We start from the raw sequence: 17,831 nt of genomic DNA on the forward strand, positions 1-17,831 counted from the left end.
AATCCGCCATCCAACGGCCGTTACCGGGAGCGATAGCGTTCGACCAGCGCCTCTATCTTGCGCAGTTCTCGGTTCCTGTCCTCCACCCAGTCCCTCGACCAGACCCGGTGCATGTTCCAGCCCAGGCCCTGCAGGACCTCGCCCCGCAAACGTTCCCGGTCCCGGGCCGTCCGTCCGGAGGCGTAGTTGAGGCCGTCACATTCGATCCCCAGTATATGCTTTTGGTTCTTCTCTGGGTCCATCACGGCCATGTCCAGCCGGTAGCCGGAGCATCCCACGCTGCGGTGCAGGGTAAGCCCCATCTTGGTCAGCGCGTTGAAGATCGAGTCCTCCAGAGGCCTCTCTCCTTCATCTTCATGACGGGTGTCACAGCCCAGCGCACCCCTTTCCCCCCGGCTCCGGGCGAATTCCATGTATCGGCGCAGGAGCAGGACGCCCTTGGATGAAGAGCTGGGATCGATCTCCTCGGGCTGCATCGACGATATCAGCTTGACGTGCCGCCGGGCCCGGGTGATGGCAACATTCAGCCGCCGATGCCCTCCCTCCATGTTCAACGGTCCGAAGTTCATGACCAGCTTACCGTCCTGGTCTTTTCCGTATCCGACGCTGAAGAACATGACGTCCCTCTCGTCACCTTGGACGTTCTCCAGGTTCTTGACGAAGAATGATTCCTCCTGGCCTTCGTCGAAGTACTGCTGGAACTCCGGTCTCAGCTTCTTCATGTACTCGACGACCTCGAGGATGGCCAGCTGCTGCTCCTCACTGAACGCCACGACCCCCAGGGACATCTCCGGATGGGCCTTGAACTGTTCGAAGACCAGGTCGGCGACCTTCTTCGCCTCCATCTTGTTCTCCCGCTTGCCGCCCCTATCGTAGACGCCTTCCGGCACATGCACGAACTCGATGCCGCTGGTGGGGCCCGGGAGGTCTGCCGACGGGAATGTGTAAAGACGGTTATCATAATAGTAGGCGTTGGAGAAGGCGATCAGCGATTCGTTCCGGGATCGGTAGTGCCAGAGCAGCATCTTCTGGGGCAGGCCGATGGTCGCACACTCGTCCAGTATGCTTTCCAGGTCCTGGACCTCGGTGTCGTCGTCGCCCTCTATCTTCTCGAAGAATCGGGTCGGGGGCAACTGCTTGCTATCCCCGACGACCACCAGCTGTTTCCCGCGCATCACGCTGCCGACGGCATCCTCAGGACAGATCTGCGACGCCTCATCGAAGATCACCACATCGAAGTGCACCTTCCTGGGGTCGACGAACTGGCAGGCGGAGAGCGGCGACATCATAACGCAGGGTTTGAGCAGTGGCAGGAGATCGGGTATGTCCGACAGCAGCTTCCGAACGGCCATCTGCTTCGATTTCTTGGCCATCTCCTTCCGCAGCATGGACTCCTGCATCCGTACCGGGCTCGCCGGGTCTGCGGTCTTCATCTTTTCCACGCGCTGCCTCAGCTCGAACGCCAATCTCTTCCGCGCAAGCAGCAACTGAGTCTGATCCAGCTTGCGGAATTCCTCGATGAGCGCAGCATGCTCGGCGCTGTTGAAACCGGCCAACAGGGGGACGCGTCTGCGGCAGGAGTCGATCCACAGGGTGAAGAACCGTTTGCGGAACATCGGCACCAGCTTGGCCGCGTCCGCTGAATCCCTCACAACAAGGTCCAGCATTGAGCCCAGTCCATTGGCGCTCACCTGTTCCTCGGCATCCCTGAGCTCCACCCACTCCCTGAGCCGGTCCCGGGCGTCCAGATGTGCCGAGACGAAGTTCCGTACATCGGTCATCGGCGCCGATTCCAGCGGACCGTCACCGATCCCGAGCTGATTGCCACGAAGGTATTGGCCAGGCACCTGGCAGGCGGATATGAGGGCGTCCAATGATGATATGGACTTGTCCAGGCTCTTGCTGATCTCCTCTATCCCTTCGGGATTCGCACACACCAGCTCTACAAGCCCCTCATTAAGGTCGGCTCCCGCCCTCTGCATCAGCTCCTTCGTCCATCGCAGTGAGGAAATGAGCGCTTCCCAATCCGTACCCGGCCCGTCAAAGTACTTGCCGAAGGTCTTGTAGTCATCGGCGACCGATGAATTGAGCATTCTTCGCGAATCCTGGAATGTCTTGAGCTCCTTGATGTCGTTCAGCGCCTCCTCGTATTCCAGCTTGTGCTGGCTAAGGAGATGCATGGAGAGGACCTTCATATCTGTGCGGTAGTCGGAGCTCATCGATCTCAACGGGCTATCGTACACCTCTTCGAACTTCCGGCTGAAATGCGCCTCGTCATGTTCAAGGAACTCGTTATCATACTTGCCCAGGAGATGTTTTCTGGAGGATTCCATGGAGCGGAAGGCGGTCCTTTCGCTCTCCGCCTTGTTGATCAGGTCATCGATTAGCCGGGGCTCCATCCAGTTCTTCAATGGGAATGGAGTGGAGACGATCATGCTGGCCATGTTTATAGTGCGCCTGCATTCGTTCAGTGACCTCGGGACGCCGATATGGGCCCTTTCGGCCAGTCTGGTCATTTTCGGCAAAGTGTCATCGATGGCGCTGACCAGCGTTTCCAGCGAATGCAGGAACTCCTGCTGTTTGCCCATGTCCATGGACAGCGGTTCGACGTCGTGCCAGGGGTGTGTGGCTCGAACGGAGAGAACGTCCTTCCTTCCGGCCAGTCGTTCCAGGCTCGACTCCATTGCGTCCACCTGTTTCCGTTCCAGATCAAAGGGGTCGTTCATCTTGAAGGGCAGATCAGGCACTTCATAGAGCTCCGCCAGGCGCCCATAGGCATTGAAAGGCGTGAGCCCCATTGCTCCCATCTTCATGTGCAGGAAATGCACGTATGCGTTCAGCCGGTCCCTGGTCGATGCCACCCTCTCAAGGTCGGTCAGGTCCGGTTCCTTGACCCTCTCGTTGCCGTCCAATGGCCGTCCTAGCGAGATGATCACATCGCCCTTGTTGGGCGTGTTGCTGTGCAGTTCTAGGCAAAAGTCGCCCAGACGGCATATATCCAGACGCTTCTTGACAACTTCCAGCGCGGCCATCTTTTCGCTGACGAACAGGACCGTCTTGCCCGCCCACATGCATTCCGCGATCACGTTGGCGATGGTCTGGCTCTTCCCGGTCCCAGGCGGCCCCTGGAGGACCAGGTTCGCACCCCGGCGGATGGCCTCGATGGCCTCTCCCTGGCTGGAATCGGCGTCCAGCACCAAATGGGAATCGATGGGCTTCACCAGCTCGTCCAGGCTTTCGGCGGTGGGCAGGTCCTTGGGTGTCGGCGGCAGAAGGCTGGGATCGCCGGCCAAGGCCCGTACTATCGGGTGGGCTGTGGCCACGTCCTCGTTGGTCTTCAGGTCCTCGTACATGGCCAGTTTGGTGAACGAGAATATGCCCAGGTAAGATTCCCTGGCTACGCTCCAGCCGGCCTTTTTGGCAACCGACTGCTCGACCAGCTTAAGATAGGCTTCGATATCGAAATCGTCCACATCGTCCGGAATGGCGGGTAGGTCGATGCCCTGGTCCGTGCTCATCTTCAGGACCAAGGAAGGATTCAGCACCGCCTCGTCCCCGAAACGGACCAGCATATAAGGTTTGAACGGTTTCTTGCCCAGCTGCACTGGAACGAGCACGAGCGGGGAGGAGATCAGCCGGTCATCCCCTTCCTTTTCCTTCCAACGGAGGATGCCGAAGGTGACGTATAACACATTGACCCCCTGTTCCTGCATGAAGGTCCTCGCCTTGAGGCGAGTGGTGTAGAGAACTTTCTCGGTGTTCGGGTTAAGCGTCGAAGGCAGAACCTGTCCTGGGAGCACATGCAGCCGGTCCCTCAGCAAGCACTCCCTCGCGCCCTCCTCCGAAGCGTCCATGTCGTCCCTGATCTCGGGGCAGATGACCGCCATGGGCTTGTTCTTCTTGGCAATGAAATCAAAGAGTGCCTCCATCGATGGTTCTATGAACTGAACGGTCGAGGATTTTGTGAGCTTGAAGTTCAACAGGCGGTTCCGAAGGCTCAGATCGATGAGCCGCGACCTCCAGTGGTCCATTTTTTTGGCCACCAATGAATTGCCATTCTCGGTCACATCTACACCTTCAGGTATGATGGTGCGGAACTGTCATAAGGGATTCGGTCTGACATAGAGGCCTTAGAAATATCTCCGTGCTATCCTATACCACGGATATATATGGCTGCCGGATTGATAATGCCGGGCAGAGATTTGACCTTGATAAAACACCTATTATTAACAGATGATGCTCCAGAGTATAATTGTCAGACACAAAGCCATATAAGCATCCAACCTAATCGAAAAACTAGGCACGCGTATACCCACCAGAATGAATAGTGATTAAATATGAAGTTCGTCATACGGTGATGCTTATCGGGGGGAGAATTTGATACGGTTTGGTCCAGCTGGAATTCCGCTTTCATGTAAAGGTAGGACTCTCAAAGATGGCATCGAGGATGTGCACAACCTCGGTCTCAATGCCATGGAAGTCCAGATGGTCAGAGTAAACGTTGTGGAAAGGAATCCCGACGACGAAGAGGTCGGCATGACCCCGCTGGAAATTGCCAGCGATGTCGTGGTCGAGATCGTCCGGCACAAGGGCAAGAAGGACACCATAATCGCCGACCTGGATGAGAAGATCAAGGCTGACGATACACTAATCACGCTGGCCTCCGGTCTGGTCCAGAATTTCCAGGAGCTCATCACCCTCGGGCATATGGGGGCGGAGCTAGACGTCCAATTGTCCATGCACACTCCCTATTACATGGACCTAACGAGCGACAACGAGCTCACCCAGAAGAGCATCGACAGCATACGCTGGGCGGGAATGCTCACCAACCAGATGAAAGGGAACATGGTCATATCCCACCTGGGCCTGTACGGCAACATGTCAAAGAAGGAGGCCGTGGAGACCATCACCGGCAACGTGACCACGATCATGGAGTGGTGGGAGAAGAACGAGATAAAGCCGATCCTCGGTTTCGAGACCTCCGGAAGGCAGGAAGTGTTCGGTTCCGTGGAGGAGCTCATGGACCTGTGCGACAGCGTCGACGGGATCGTCCCGGTCATCAACTTCGCCCACGTCCATGCCAGGCAGAACGGCACCCTCAGAGAGCCTCAGGACTTCAGCGAACTGTTCGATAAGGTCAGGTCCCAAGTGAAGGGACACTATTACACTCATTTCTCTGGCGTGGAGCATGAGGCGGGCAACGAGAAGCGGGTCACCCCGATCAAGAAGGGCGATCTCCGGTTCGAACCGCTCGCCGAATTCCTGGTGGAGGAGAACCCGGAATGTACCATCATCTCCAGCTCTCCGCTGCTCGAGCACGACGCCATGTACATGAAGGTCATCTACGAGCGTATTCTGACGAAGAAGGTCTCAAAGGAGACCAAGGTCAAGAAACCGGAGAAGTCCGAGAAGGGGGAAAAGCCGGAGAAGGCTGAGAAGGCCCCCAAGCATGTCAAGGACGCCAAGGGTCGCTCCCCCCGGGTCGAGACCGACGAAGACGACCTGGAAGATGATTACGATTGAAGGAAGCCTCAGCCTACATACTTAAAGAGGTCCAGGAGGCGCTGGACAAGGTCGACCACACGAAGGTGGCCGAGGTCATCGACATGATCCTTTCGTCGAAGAAGATATTCATCTACGGGGTCGGCAGGTCCGGTCTCGTGGGCAAGTCCTTCGCGGTCCGCCTGGTGCAGCTGGGCATGGACGTCCATTTCGTCGGTGACATGACCACTCCGATCGTGGAGCAGGACGACCTGGTCATCCTGATCTCGAACACCGGCGAGACCATGTCGGCGGTGCAGACGGCCAATATCGTCGGGCGCATCGGCTCCAGGATCGTATCGGTGACATCCTCCTCCCATTCCAAGCTCGGTTCCATTTCAGACGTGGTGCTGGAGATAACCCAGAACAAGGATGAGCAGAGAAAGAGGCTGGCGCCCCTGGGAACGATCTTTGAGGTCTCCACATCCATACTTCTCGATTCATTGGTCCCGGTGCTGATGCAACGCCTTTCCCAGACCGAATCGTCAATGAGGAAGAGGCACGCCATCTGGGTGTGATCCACGACCGGTCTATCATTTGAGGAGCCGCTTCCGCACGCTCTCCCCGTAATAAGGATTCTGGAACTCATCCCAGTAGATGGCGAACGGCCGATGCAATGACCTTCCGTTCTCCACCTTGAAGTTCTCTATCTCCATGTTCACTGGATCGATGACCAGGGCGCTGTGGAACGGCCGATTGAACATCGAGACCTGCGTGTCTATGTCGGTCTGCGAAAGGAAGCAGCCGTGTCCCGGATGCGAGTGGTACCAGCCAACGATGATGTAGTCGAAACCGCTGTCGTCCAGCGAGTCGAACAGCTTCTCGAATCCCTGCCGGTCGAACTTGACCGATACCATCGAGGCATCGAGGTCGGTCGTCACCACATCCCTGACGAGGACATACTCCTTTTCTCCATAACGGTATATGGTTCCAAGAAGAAACCCCATCACCTCCATGCGGGGGGACAGCCGGCTGATAGCATGATTCCTCATCTTTTCCTCGGCCAGCTTTGAGATGTAGAGGTCGAACCCTCCCGGTTCCGCCTCTTTGTACCGTTCGAGCGACGCGTTCGACAGCCACTTGTGCGGCGCCATCCGTTCCTTCTCCGGGGGCGCCTTATCCATGACCGTCCTCTCGTTGCTGCCGATGATCTTAGGCTTGGTCACCTCCTCACCACCTTGGGAAGGGTGGTCGTGACGATCGGCAGGGTCCTGGTCCCATTGTTGAAGAAGGCCGCTGCCTCCGTGCAGCTCGAGGTACCGAAGGGGCTTTCGCCGTTGGGAGCAATGAGCAATGACTCGATGCCCTTGACGAAGGTAAGCATGGTGGAATTGAAGCTCCATTCGCTAAGCAGCTTTGTGCATACGTGGCCCCCGTCCTCCGGGGCCATGATGTTGGGGTGAAAGATAGGAGTCTTCCAGATGACGGCCGGTTTCTCAAAGGGATAATTGGATGAGATTATGATACGGAACCTGTGATTGTACCGGTTGATGATCTTGCCGTTCTCACGAACTGGACCAGGCGTGTTGTGAAGTTCGATGTCTAACTCGACGGGATAGTGTTCCAGTTTCCCATCGGTCGTGTCCATTGTCGTTTTCAGGTATTTCGAGCATTGGGTAAGTTCATTGCGGAGTCGGGAGATCAGGATGTCCTTGGGCAAGGGCATCAGATACCGCCCTCGGGATCAGGGATCAGTTCTATTTCGTCATTCTCTACGAAACCCAGGTCTCCGATCATTTGTTCTCCCTTGAGCAGCTTCTTTCCCTTTCGGATGACGTAAGCGCCAGCATCCTTTTCCCAGTACATGGCGATGCTGTCGATGATCTCCTGCACCGAATTGGTCGGCTCCAGGTCCATCGCTACGTTCGAACCGGTCTCAGCATTCTTGATTATGACCCTGACACCCATGATTTGCACCGGAATCTCGGACGTTTTCAGATATAAAATAGCTTGGCACTAGAGTAATCATATCTGAGAACGACGTCCGTTGGGACCAATCACGGATCTTGATGCATCGGACAGGCCGGGTCTATGTCGATCTCAAGCTGTTCGTCCGTACCATTCAGTCCGTCATAGAAAACCACGTTCTTGATGCATTTCTCCGGTCTGCCGCTCGTCAATTTCAAGGCTTCTCTGACTTGGATGGCCGCCACCACGCTTGTCGTGGTGATCTCGGCGGGCATCTTCGGCTCGAAGTAACTGACATCCGACCCGGTGCAGCTGAACCTCTTTTCCATCACCCGGTAATGGGAGCGGTTCATGGCACACTGGAGGCACGGAGTCAGCGGCGGGAGCACCACCTGAACCTTTCCCCGGAAACCGTTCGTTCCGCCGTCGATGTAAGGCACACGGGCCAGGTATGAATGGGAGTTGACATGCAGTCTAGCGGCGATGTTGTCCAAACATCCGAACACCAGGTCGAAGGACCGGAACCGGTCCACATCATAGGTCTCCACCCGGGCGATCGACGGGACGATGGTGGCGGAGGGGTCCAGCTCAGCTGCCCTGGTCGCGACGATCTCTGCTTTCATCAGTTTCCTTTCCGCATCCCCTTCCCGGAAGAAGACACAGCGGTTGAGGTTGGACCTGACCACATGGTCCATGTCGACCAGTTCGATGTGTTTGAACCCAGAGAGCACCAGGTCCTTGACCGCCTCGTTGCCCAATGCCCCGGCCCCCACGACCAGACACCTCATGGCCGCTATCCGGTCCATGTCCAGCCAGGTGATCCTTCGGGAGCGCTCCAGGCGGTCCTGGTCGAACATCCCCGGTCTCAGGTCCTGCATTGTCACGTCGATTGAACGAATGGCTAGATAAAATGGTAAGGCATGATTACGGAAAAGGATGTTGAGCGTTCAATGCTCCGAGGACCGGTGACGGTCGGGTGAAATCTGGTAGCATTTATCAGTGTTCGACAAATGGTTGAACCAGTTCGAATAACCTAAATACGCATAGACATTTTGCCTCATTTAGCTATTGGATATCAAGTCACCAAGCCGTGAATATCCATAGGATGGGCGAGCCGTTTGACCGACATCAGCACGGAATGGATCATATTTCTAGTCAGCATCTTCGGACTTTTGGCACTGGACCTGGGGGTCTTCAACCGCAAGGCCCACGTCATCAAGCCGAAGGAAGCCCTCCTGCAGGCCGCCTTCTTCATCTCTGCGGCGGTCGTGTTCAACATCTGGATATACATATCGATGGGGTCGACCAGCGGCCTCGAATTCACCACTGGTTACCTGATGGAGCTGATGCTCAGCGTCGACAACCTGTTCGTCATCATCCTGATCCTTAGCTCGTTCTGCGTACCCTCGAAGGACCAGCACAAGGTCCTGTTCTGGGGCATACTGGGCGCATTGGTGTTCAGACTAGCGTTCATAGTGGTCGGTGTCACCCTGGTCGAGTCGTTCTCGTTCGTCCTCTACATCTTCGGGGCCTTCCTGATCTACACCGGGATCAAGATGGTGGTCAAGAAGGAGAAGGAGTCGGTCGAGCCAGAGCACAACCCCATGGTGAAGTTCTTCCGCAGGTTCATGCACGTGACCAAGAACTACGAAGGGGACAAGTTCTTTGTCAGGAGGCCCAACTCCAAGGGGACCAGGAAGATCATGTGGGCCACCCCGCTGTTCATCGCTCTCATCGTGGTCGAGACCACCGATATCGTGTTCGCGGTGGATTCGATACCGGCCATCCTGGGGATCACCACCACCACGTTCATCGTGTTCAGCTCCAACGCGTTCGCCATCCTCGGCCTGAGGTCATTGTACTTCTCGTTGTCGCACATCATGAGCCTCTTCTGCTACCTGAAGTACGCGCTCGCCGGCATCCTGTCCTTCGTCGGGGCGAAGATGCTCCTGGCCGACTACGTGCACATCCCGGTGCTGGGATCGCTGGCCGTCATAGTCGCGATCCTCGTTGTCGCGATCATCGCCTCGATCATGAAGAACAAACGCACCGCGAAAAGCAAGGCGGCTGCAGAGGAGACGTGCGAGCCCTGCGCCGCCTTGAAGCAACTTGAGAGATCCGAGGCAGAAGAGGGCGAGGGATCCTGCGCAGCGGAGGGAGCGGAAGTAAACGGTGCAACCTGCCCGTCCCTGAAGGAGCTCAGGGATACCGAGGAGAAGTACCACAAGGACGAATGATCACGATTTTATGGGCAATCCTCCCTCAATTTTAATGGCAGTCTCGACCGCCAATAGCATAAAGTCTTGTCTTTTTTTATTCTTGACTGTTCGCAATCCTTTTTACCTCCGTCCCCGTTCTCCGCCCCGCTGGTGTGCAAATGGAAAAGGATTTCAAGGTCACGCCCTGGGAAGTGACAGGCGACATCGACTACGACGAGCTGGTCGTCCGCTTCGGCACGAAGCGCATAGACGACGAGATGCTGGCACGCCTCTCCAAGTATGGCGAACTGCATCCGATGCTGAAGCGCGGCATCGTCTACTCGCAGCGGGACCTGGAATGGATCCTGAACGAGTACGACAAGGGGAACAAGTTCTTCCTCTACACCGGCAGGGGCCCGTCCGGCCACACCCACCTGGGCCATCTCATGCCCTGGCTGTTCACCAAGTACCTGCAGGACACGTTCGGCTCCAACCTGTACTTCCAGATGACCGACGACGAAAAGTACCTGTTCAACGAGACCCTCCATCTGGAGGACACCAGGAAGATGGCCTACGAGAACGCGCTCGACGTCATCGCCCTCGGATTCGACGTCACCAAGACCAAGATCATGGTGGACACCGAGGTCATCAAGACCCTATACCCGCTGGCATTGAAGGTGGCCAAGCGGGTCACGTTCTCCACCGCCAAGGCGGTCTTCGGCTTCGATAACAGCACCAACATCGGCTCCATCTACTACACCAGCATGCAGGCGGCGCCCTGCTTCATCGAGAACGAGCTGTATGGTAAGAGCACGCCCTGCCTGATCCCCTGTGGCATAGACCAGGACCCGCACTTCCGCGTCGCCCGCGATGTGGCGCCCCTCCTCGGATACAACAAGCCAGCGCTCATCCACAACAAGATGTTCCCCGGGCTTACCGGCAGCGACAAGATGTCCTCTTCCCAGCCGAACTCGACGATCTACACCACGGACAGCGCCAAGGCGATCAGGAAGAAGGTCGGCTCGGCGTTCACCGGTGGTGCGGTATCGGTCGAGGAGCAGCGCAAGACCGGCGGCAAGCCAGAGGTATGCTCCGTTTTCAAATACCAGTACTATCTGTTCGAAAAGGACGACAGGGCCATGGACGACCTGTCGGAGAAATGCCGTAAGGGCGAGATCCTGTGCGGGGAGTGCAAGATGATGCTGGCCGACAAGATAGTCAAGTTCCTCGAGGTGCACCAGCAGAAGCGCGAGGAGGCCAGGGACAAGATCGAAGAATTCATGATGAAGGCACCATGTTGAACATCGAACCTATCGGATACGTGCGCAACGACATCGAGTCCAGCATGGACTTCACCGATGTCGTTTCAGAGATAGTCATAGAAGAGGATCTGGTCGAAGGGCTTTACCGCATTGAGGAGTCGAAGGAGATCGACGTGATCTTCTGGTTCGACCGGAGCAGGCCAGCACGGATGAAGCTCCACCCCAAAGGCAATCCTAGTGATCCTCTGGTCGGGGTGTTCGCCTCGCGCAGCCCGGACCGCCCGAACCCGATCGGCGTGACCAGGGTGCAATTGATCGCGATCATGGGCAACATCCTCACCGTCAAAGGCCTGGACGCGTTCAACGGGACGCCCGTCATCGACATCAAGCCGGCCGATCGAGGTCCGCGATAGACAAACTGTCAAATAGAGAGGAGTTTTTTCCTCTCGCATATGAACGCCAAGGAGATCCTCGAAGGCCTGAGCTACCAGGAGAAGCGGGTGCTGCTCACGCTGAACCAGCTGAACGGCAATGCGTCGCCGGAAAGGATCTTCGAGGCCGGTCAGTTCGAGCAGCTGGTAGAGGTCATGAACGCCTCGTCCTGGCTCCAGGCCAAGGGTCTGGTGACGGTCAAGGAGAGCGCCAGGAAATGCTATTCGCTGAAGGCGAAGGACATCAACGCCGTCGGACTGCCGGAACGCCGCGCGCTGAACTATCTAGCCACGGTGAACGGGTCCGCCTCCTTGAAGGAGCTGGAGGCCAACATAACGCCTGAGGTTTCCTCACTGGCGGTGGGATGGCTGAAACGAAAGGGCCTGGCCAACATCGACAAGTCGTCGGGCCAGCCGACCATCACATTGACGGAGCAGGGAAGGAAGCACGTCAACGGCGATATGGCTGACGAGACCTTCCTGAAGATACTAGTGGAACGGGACCTCTTCGAAGATGAGGCGGACAAGAACATCATCGCCCAGCTCAAGTCCCGCCAGGACATCATCTCTGAAAAGCTGATCATCTCCCGGGAGCTGATCATGGCAGAAGCGGGCAGGGAGGTCATTTCGCTGGGGATCGAGCTCACCCAGGAGGTCGCCCAGCTCACCCCGGAGATGATCCAGTCTGGCAAATGGAGGGAGGTCCAGTTCCGGAAGTACGACATACGCACGTTCGCCTCGGCCGTCTACCCGGCCAAGAAGCACCCGCTGACGCGCATTGCCGACGAGGTGCGCCGGATCTTCATCGAGATGGGCTTCACCGAGATCGATGATGAGTACGTTCAGCCGGCCTTCTGGAACATGGACGCGCTGTTCACGCCGCAGGACCACCCGGCCCGCGACCTGCAGGACACTTTCTACCTGAAGAACCCGGCCAGGCTGGACCTGGACGAGGAGATGGTGGTCGAGAAGGTCAAGCAGATGCATGAGAACGGCGGGGACACCGGTTCTCTCGGATGGCGCTACAAGTGGTCCCGGAACGAGGCGGAGAGGGCACTGCTGAGGACGCACACCACCGTCAACTCGGTCCGGTACCTGGCAAAGCATCCGGAACCGCCGGCCAAGCTGTTCTCGATCAGCCGCATATTCCGCAACGAATCGATCGACATGACCCATCTGCCCGAGTTCGTGCAGATCGAAGGCATCATCATGGAGGAGGATGCCAGCTTCGACATGCTGGTGGCCGTGCTGAAGGATTTCTATCACCGGATGGGATTCGATACCGTCCGTGTCCGACCGGGGCCGTTCCCGTACACAGAGCCGTCGCTCGAGGTCGACATCTACTATAACGGGACCTGGATGGAGCTCGGCGGGGCCGGGGTCTTCCGCCCTGAGGTCACCGCCCCTCTCGGCATACACCACCCCGTTCTGGCCTGGGGTTTGGGATTCGAGCGTTTGGCGATGCTGCGCTATGGTCTGAAGGATATCAGGGAACTGTACGCTACTGACATGGACACGCTGAGGCAGAGCCCGATCATTTGAGCCTGGCCTTCTTGCCATACTCGACGGACTTCTCTTCCATCCCGATGGACAGGTATGCCTCGGACATGCACCGGTAGATGCGGCTCTTGTCCCCCGGTCTGGCCAATCCCAACGCCTTGCTCAGGTAGCGGATCGCCTCGTGGCCGTTTCCCGATCGGAACAGAACGCTTCCCAGTTGGTAATATACCAGTTCCAGGCTCTCCGGGTCCATTCCCTTGAGGCCGCTGGCCATCATCTTCTCCAGACACTGCCGGGCCTCCTCGAACCTCCTCAGCCTGGTCAGCGCCTCGGCGTAATCGCATTCCAGTTGCGTGTCCGTCAGAGGAGCGATCGACCTTGCCGACAGGTATGAGGCTATGCTCTCCTCCAGGTCACCTCGGTCCATGAGCGTCCGGGCCTTGAGGCACATGCCCACCCTTCTGTCGGCCTCGTTCGTCATGCTCATGAGTCTATCCGCCGAGGCCAGCGCCTTGTCGAACTGCAACGACCCACGCGCCGCCTCACCCTGGGCGAAATAGACCCGGGAGGCGTACCGTTCCGCCGGAGCCGTTATGGCGGAAAGCAGATCGTACAGGTCCTTATCCGGGTTGGCCAGCAATTCCGGTCCCTTCGAGGCCACCATCATTTCCGCTTCCTTGACCCGGCCGGAATGGACCAAGTGATAAAGCCTTTCCCGGTTGTTACCTTCCTTCAGCCAATAGTCGGCGGCAAAGCTGTGGTATTGCCTAAGCTCCGGTCTCGAAGCCAATCCGGGTATCGAGTTCCGAAGCGCTTCCGGGATGTCCACCATGCCGCTCTTATCCTCTGGCAATAAGGATATGGTGATCGTGGGCAGGGCCGATCGTTTGAAAGGCGCTCTGAACACGCAGGCCTGGGCAAGCAATGGACGGAAGCTGGGGTCCAGGGACTCCCATAGTTCGGGGCCTTGGCACTTTTTCAGGTCCAGAAGGGGCTTGATCTGTATGCCCTCCCTGTCTGCATAGGCTCTCAGGCTGTTCGCCTTGTCCTCGCCGGGCTTGTTGAGATAGTATACCTTCCTCTTGGTGCTGCCCCGGCGGATGTGGGCTATCCTTTCGTCCACGAGGGCCGATTCCTTCAGTTTCTTCAGTTCGATGGCGGCGTGCGCCCTCGAGATGCGCAGGGCTTCGGCGATGCCGTCCTGGCTTACGTCTACGGGCGCATCGAAGTCGTCCTTGAATTTTGAGTACTGAGCAAGATGGAGGATTATCCTCTCGCCGATGGTGACAGGGCTCGGCATGTTAATCGGATTCCAAAAATGCTATTTCAGACTATGTTGCTGATTATTACAATCAGACTAACCTCTCGCTAAGAAGAAAGATTATTCTCAGTGGAACGTTTGAGGTCTCCTCATGAGGCTTTTTGTGTGCAGCTTGGAAGACGTTGCAAGCGTAAACATAAGGGACAGGCTGCTCGAGAAAGGTGATTTCGAGGTCAGGGGAGAGTATGAGGGAAGCCTCGTCAAGTGCATAGGCGATACCGCGATGATCACCATCAGGGACAAACATCTCTTCGCGGACGACATAGACCAGCACTTCACCGACAGGCTGGGCGTCAAGGTCGACGAGGTCGTTTTCCTGTCCAAGCACCGTTCTGAGTCCAAGATACCCACGCTCACGGTTCATCCGATAGGCAACTACGGCAATGCCGAGTTCGGTGGCAAGAAGGGCACTTTGGTCCGCTCCGCCCCGCGCCTTATGACATCGCTTCTGCGCGGCCTAAAGGTCAACGCTGTTGACCTGCCTTTCCAGGTCTCTTTCGAGACCACTCATCACGGTCCCATGCTGAAGAAGCCGACCCTTTTCATCGAGATCGGCAGCGACAAGACCAATTGGGAGAACCAACGCGCCGCCCAGGTCATTGCCAAGACGCTGTTGGAGGTTGACGTGCAGGAACATCCGATCGCGATCGGGATCGGCGGCGGTCATTACGCCCCCAGGTTCACCGAGATCGCGTTGTCGAAGAAGATATCGTTCGGCCATCTGTTCCCGAACTACGCCATGGAGGGCATGACCGAAGAGAAGTTCAAAGAAACGGTCGTGGCCGCTGCCAATGCCAGTTCGGCGACTTTGGCCTACATCCACAAGAAATCCATGCCCAAGGCGAAGGCCAACCACATCAAGGAGATCGCCGAGTCCTGCGGTCTGAAGGTGGTCGAAAGCGCCGACCTGGAAGACCTCTGACGCATCAGTCCAGTTCTGCCCCGCAGATCGGGCACTCATCCCAATTGGATTTGACCTGGGCGCCGCACTTGGGGCATTTCATCCCCTTGCCCTTCGATCTTTCCGGGGGCAGGACGTACTCTTTCTCTTCTTTCGACTCCCTGCTTTTGGCCCACCGTTCCGGGAGTTCGGCCTTTTCCTCATCCCTCATGACGTCGGCGAAGAGCGTCAGTGAACCGGCGATGGCCAGCACCGCCCCGAAGACGCAGAGGAACACTCCCGGTCCATACGTCCCGTCGTTCCCGGCCGGCCTTATGATCAGGTCCTGGAGCCAGAAGACCGATATGATGGAGATCACCGAGGTTGTGAGCGCCAGCGCCAGCGTGACCGCCGCGACCTCCCGTTTCCATCTGCCTTCCACGATGATGCGGGAGAGCTGGGCTACCGAGGATACCGCCAGAGCGATGCCGCCGAACGGCAGGATCCATAGCAGACCGAAGTTGCCCGAGAGCTGGACCAGGTCCACGAAGTATCGGTGATCGACGGTTGAGCCGGACATCTTGATGTCGGCCCAGCTGACCGCTGCCGAGAGGGCGAACAGCGCACCGGCGAAAATGCAGAAGGCGACGCCCACCAACAGGGCGTCCTGGTAGGTCGAGTGCGGACGCTTGGCCTTCTCGATCCTCTTCTCAAGCTTCCTCCCCTTGGAATCGGAGCCCCCACCTAGCTTCATATCAGGGATGCATATGCATCCAGGCCAATAATGTTATGCCACTAATCACTGACGAGCGTTCCCTTGATCTTCTTGCCCTGGACGGCCGCCCTCATCTCGTCCATGTTCCGGCCGTTGATGATGTAGATCGGTATGTTCTTCCGGGCGGCGATGGAAGCGCCCAGCGGATCGAAGACGTGCGAGGGTCCGGCACGATGCATCCCATGGCTGACCAGCTGGTTCAGTTCCGCGTGGGTGATGGTGTGCAGACGTTTCGCATCCTTGACCTTTTTCGGGTCGGCGGTGAACGCCGCGTCGACCGATGTGCCGTTGACGATCCTTGCCGCTCCGACCCTCTCTGCCAGCATCGCGCTCACGGCATCGGTCGTGTGGCCCGGGACCGTTCCGCCCATTACCACTATCTTGCCCTTCTCCGAAGCCTTCTCCGCATCTTTGATCGTTACCGGTACGGTATCGATCGCCTGTTCCCCCAGCGACAGCGAGACCAGTTTGGCGTTTATCCGGGTGGTCATGATGCCGAGCTCGTCCAGCTCTTTCTCGCTGGCTCCGATGTCACGGCCGGTGGTGATGTAATAGCGGGCCACCTTTCCCCCACCGCAGACCAGGAACAAACGGTACTCGGATGACATATCCTTCAATAAGCTGGAAAGGTTGGACAGGTGATCGGCATCCTCCTCATCGGGGATCAGAACAGAGCCGCCCAACGAAACAACGACAGTATCCATGTGGGCACCAACAGCTTTATGTGGGTAATTGTTACTGCTAGAAAAAACCATAGGTTGTCATAGAAATGCAAGTCGATATTCAAGGGGAGCAGCTCTCCGATCGCCAGAAGTATGACTTCAAAAGGGCGTTGGAAGAGATAAGGACCCTCAAGGGAAGGGGCACCGAGCTGATCTCTGTTTACGTTCCGCCGAACAAGCAGATATCCGACGTAGCCGCATACCTGCGAGAGGAGTTCTCACAGTCATCGAACATCAAGTCCCAGGGGACCAGGAAGAACGTCCAGGGAGCCATCCAATCCATTCTGGCGAGGCTCAAGTACTTCAAGGCCCCGCCGGCGAACGGGGTCATCTTCTTCGTCGGCGAGATCGCCGCCAGCGGCGACCAGACCAGGATGGTGCAGTATGTCCTGGAGCCGCCAGAGCCCATTACCACGTTCCTTTACCGATGCGACTCCGACTTCTATCTCGAGCCTCTCTCCGACATGCTTCTGGAGAAGAAGGTCTACGGTTTGATCGTCATCGACCGGAGCGAGGCGACATTGGGGCTGCTGCGAGGCAAGAAGATCACGGTCATCCGTAACTTTGCTTCGCTGGTCCCGTCCAAGCACCGAATGGGAGGTCAGTCGGCGCAAAGGTTCGAGCGTCTGATCGAGATCTCCGCCAACGAGTTCTACAAGAAGGTGGCGGACATCGCCACCGAGTCGTTCTACAACCTGGAAGGCCTCCAAGGCATCCTCATCGGAGGCCCCGGCCCCACGAAGGATTACTTCGCCACCGAAGGCTATCTGCACCACGAGCTGCAGAAGAGGGTGGTCGATACATTCGACATTGGCTATACCGACGAGTACGGGCTCAAGGAACTGGTGGACAAGGCCAAGGACCGCCTGCAGGACATGGACCTGATGCGCGAGAAGCGGCTGATACTCCGGCTTCTCGAGGAGATCCGGAAGAACGAAGGTTCGCTGGCGACGTATGGTGAGGACCAGGTGCGTGCGGCGATCAAGATCGGCGCGGTCGAGGTGCTTCTCCTTTCGGAAGGCATCAGGAAGCGCCGGCTGACGCTCGAGTGCCCGTCCTGCGGCACCACGTCAGAGATCACGGTCTCCGAGGTCCCCAGCATCGTTCCGTGCCCCAAATGCAATGCCAACGCCAACGTGGCCAAGAACGTGGACATTGTGGATGACCTGTTCGAACAGGCGGAGGCGATGGGAACCAAGGTGGAGCTTATCTCCGCCGACTCTGAGGAAGGGGAAATGCTGCTGAAGGCGTTCGGCGGGATCGCCGCCCTGCTGCGTTACTCGACCGGGTGAT

The 17,831-nt window shown here is 57.4% G+C and carries 16 protein-coding genes; 8 read left to right on the forward strand and 8 right to left on the reverse strand.

Features of this window, described 5'->3' with window-relative positions; all coding sequences use genetic code 11:
- Positions 1-20: 20 nt before the first annotated feature.
- The gene (locus tag VGK23_01965; protein HEY3419301.1) at positions 21-4,067 is read right to left on the reverse strand and encodes a DUF4011 domain-containing protein; all 4,047 of its coding nucleotides are present in this window, start codon (positions 4,065-4,067) and stop codon (positions 21-23) included.
- 418 nt (positions 4,068-4,485) lie between these two features.
- Here VGK23_01965 and VGK23_01970 point away from each other — a divergent pair, with 418 nt between their 5' ends.
- Positions 4,486-5,523, forward strand: coding sequence for a TIM barrel protein (locus VGK23_01970; GenBank protein HEY3419302.1), 1,038 nt, complete (start codon positions 4,486-4,488; stop codon positions 5,521-5,523).
- On the forward strand, positions 5,520-6,059 hold the full coding sequence (gene hxlB, locus VGK23_01975; protein ID HEY3419303.1) for a 6-phospho-3-hexuloisomerase: 540 nt from the start codon (positions 5,520-5,522) through the stop codon (positions 6,057-6,059). Before VGK23_01970 ends, hxlB begins: the two co-directional genes overlap by 4 nt.
- A 15-nt stretch (positions 6,060-6,074) precedes the next feature.
- Here the strand turns inward: hxlB and VGK23_01980 are convergent, their stop codons facing one another.
- The 4 genes from VGK23_01980 to VGK23_01995 form a co-directional block, all read right to left on the reverse strand.
- Positions 6,075-6,707 carry a hypothetical protein gene (locus tag VGK23_01980; protein ID HEY3419304.1) on the reverse strand — a complete coding sequence of 211 codons (633 nt, stop codon included), beginning with the start codon at positions 6,705-6,707 and terminating at the stop codon, positions 6,075-6,077.
- Positions 6,704-7,207, reverse strand: coding sequence for a ubiquitin-conjugating enzyme E2 (locus VGK23_01985; GenBank protein HEY3419305.1), 504 nt, complete (start codon positions 7,205-7,207; stop codon positions 6,704-6,706). The genes VGK23_01980 and VGK23_01985 overlap by 4 nt, the downstream gene beginning before the upstream one ends.
- Positions 7,207-7,449, reverse strand: coding sequence for a hypothetical protein (locus tag VGK23_01990; protein ID HEY3419306.1), 243 nt, complete (start codon positions 7,447-7,449; stop codon positions 7,207-7,209). The genes VGK23_01985 and VGK23_01990 overlap by 1 nt, the downstream gene beginning before the upstream one ends.
- 89 nt (positions 7,450-7,538) lie before the next feature.
- Entirely contained in the window at positions 7,539-8,327 is a 789-nt protein-coding gene (locus VGK23_01995; protein ID HEY3419307.1) for a ThiF family adenylyltransferase, read from the reverse strand.
- Between the two features lie 240 nt (positions 8,328-8,567).
- Here VGK23_01995 and VGK23_02000 point away from each other — a divergent pair, with 240 nt between their 5' ends.
- The 4 genes from VGK23_02000 to VGK23_02015 all read left to right on the forward strand — a co-directional run bounded on the left by VGK23_02000 (position 8,568) and on the right by VGK23_02015 (position 12,882).
- Complete coding sequence (locus VGK23_02000) at positions 8,568-9,686, forward strand: TerC family protein (GenBank protein ID HEY3419308.1); 1,119 nt, start codon at positions 8,568-8,570, stop codon at positions 9,684-9,686.
- A 140-nt stretch (positions 9,687-9,826) separates the two neighbouring features.
- The gene (locus VGK23_02005; protein ID HEY3419309.1) at positions 9,827-10,948 is read left to right on the forward strand and encodes a tryptophan--tRNA ligase; all 1,122 of its coding nucleotides are present in this window, start codon (positions 9,827-9,829) and stop codon (positions 10,946-10,948) included.
- Positions 10,942-11,322, forward strand: coding sequence for a tRNA (N6-threonylcarbamoyladenosine(37)-N6)-methyltransferase TrmO (gene tsaA / locus VGK23_02010; protein HEY3419310.1), 381 nt, complete (start codon positions 10,942-10,944; stop codon positions 11,320-11,322). The genes VGK23_02005 and tsaA overlap by 7 nt, the downstream gene beginning before the upstream one ends.
- 39 nt (positions 11,323-11,361) lie before the next feature.
- Positions 11,362-12,882: a phenylalanine--tRNA ligase subunit alpha gene (locus tag VGK23_02015; protein HEY3419311.1), complete on the forward strand. Its 1,521-nt coding sequence runs from the start codon at positions 11,362-11,364 to the stop codon at positions 12,880-12,882.
- Here the strand turns inward: VGK23_02015 and VGK23_02020 are convergent.
- Positions 12,875-14,140 carry a tetratricopeptide repeat protein gene (locus VGK23_02020; GenBank protein HEY3419312.1) on the reverse strand — a complete coding sequence of 422 codons (1,266 nt, stop codon included), beginning with the start codon at positions 14,138-14,140 and terminating at the stop codon, positions 12,875-12,877. The genes VGK23_02015 and VGK23_02020 overlap by 8 nt on opposite strands.
- Positions 14,141-14,273: 133 nt before the next feature.
- On the opposite strand from VGK23_02020, the gene VGK23_02025 reads away from it, so the two are divergent.
- Positions 14,274-15,083: a D-aminoacyl-tRNA deacylase gene (locus VGK23_02025; GenBank protein ID HEY3419313.1), complete on the forward strand. Its 810-nt coding sequence runs from the start codon at positions 14,274-14,276 to the stop codon at positions 15,081-15,083.
- A gap of 4 nt (positions 15,084-15,087) precedes the next feature.
- Here VGK23_02025 and VGK23_02030 read toward each other — a convergent pair whose 3' ends face one another.
- Together VGK23_02030 and pyrH are read right to left on the reverse strand one after the other, a co-directional pair.
- On the reverse strand, positions 15,088-15,795 hold the full coding sequence (locus tag VGK23_02030) for a zinc ribbon domain-containing protein (protein HEY3419314.1): 708 nt from the start codon (positions 15,793-15,795) through the stop codon (positions 15,088-15,090).
- Between the two features lie 41 nt (positions 15,796-15,836).
- Positions 15,837-16,520: a UMP kinase gene (gene pyrH, locus VGK23_02035; GenBank protein ID HEY3419315.1), complete on the reverse strand. Its 684-nt coding sequence runs from the start codon at positions 16,518-16,520 to the stop codon at positions 15,837-15,839.
- Positions 16,521-16,585: 65 nt separating this feature from the next.
- On the opposite strand from pyrH, the gene prf1 reads away from it, so the two are divergent.
- Positions 16,586-17,830, forward strand: a complete 1,245-nt coding sequence (gene prf1 / locus VGK23_02040) for a peptide chain release factor aRF-1 (protein HEY3419316.1) — start codon at positions 16,586-16,588, stop codon at positions 17,828-17,830.
- The last annotated feature ends 1 nt before the right edge of the window (position 17,831 follow it).

This window comes from Methanomassiliicoccales archaeon, assembly GCA_036504055.1.
Lineage (GTDB): Archaea > Thermoplasmatota > Thermoplasmata > Methanomassiliicoccales > UBA472 > DASXVU01.

Coding starts and splice junctions, on each gene's coding strand:
- VGK23_01970 (HEY3419302.1), top strand. CDS start 4,486: ATGGTCAGAGTAAACGTTGTGGAAAGGAATCCCGACGACGAAGAGGTC.
- VGK23_01985 (HEY3419305.1), bottom strand. CDS start 7,207: ATGCCCTTGCCCAAGGACATCCTGATCTCCCGACTCCGCAATGAACTT.
- VGK23_01990 (HEY3419306.1), bottom strand. CDS start 7,449: ATGGGTGTCAGGGTCATAATCAAGAATGCTGAGACCGGTTCGAACGTA.
- VGK23_01995 (HEY3419307.1), bottom strand. CDS start 8,327: ATGCAGGACCTGAGACCGGGGATGTTCGACCAGGACCGCCTGGAGCGC.
- VGK23_02005 (HEY3419309.1), top strand. CDS start 9,827: ATGGAAAAGGATTTCAAGGTCACGCCCTGGGAAGTGACAGGCGACATC.
- tsaA (HEY3419310.1), top strand. CDS start 10,942: ATGTTGAACATCGAACCTATCGGATACGTGCGCAACGACATCGAGTCC.
- VGK23_02015 (HEY3419311.1), top strand. CDS start 11,362: ATGAACGCCAAGGAGATCCTCGAAGGCCTGAGCTACCAGGAGAAGCGG.
- VGK23_02020 (HEY3419312.1), bottom strand. CDS start 14,140: ATGCCGAGCCCTGTCACCATCGGCGAGAGGATAATCCTCCATCTTGCT.
- VGK23_02030 (HEY3419314.1), bottom strand. CDS start 15,795: ATGAAGCTAGGTGGGGGCTCCGATTCCAAGGGGAGGAAGCTTGAGAAG.
- pyrH (HEY3419315.1), bottom strand. CDS start 16,520: ATGGATACTGTCGTTGTTTCGTTGGGCGGCTCTGTTCTGATCCCCGAT.
- prf1 (HEY3419316.1), top strand. CDS start 16,586: ATGCAAGTCGATATTCAAGGGGAGCAGCTCTCCGATCGCCAGAAGTAT.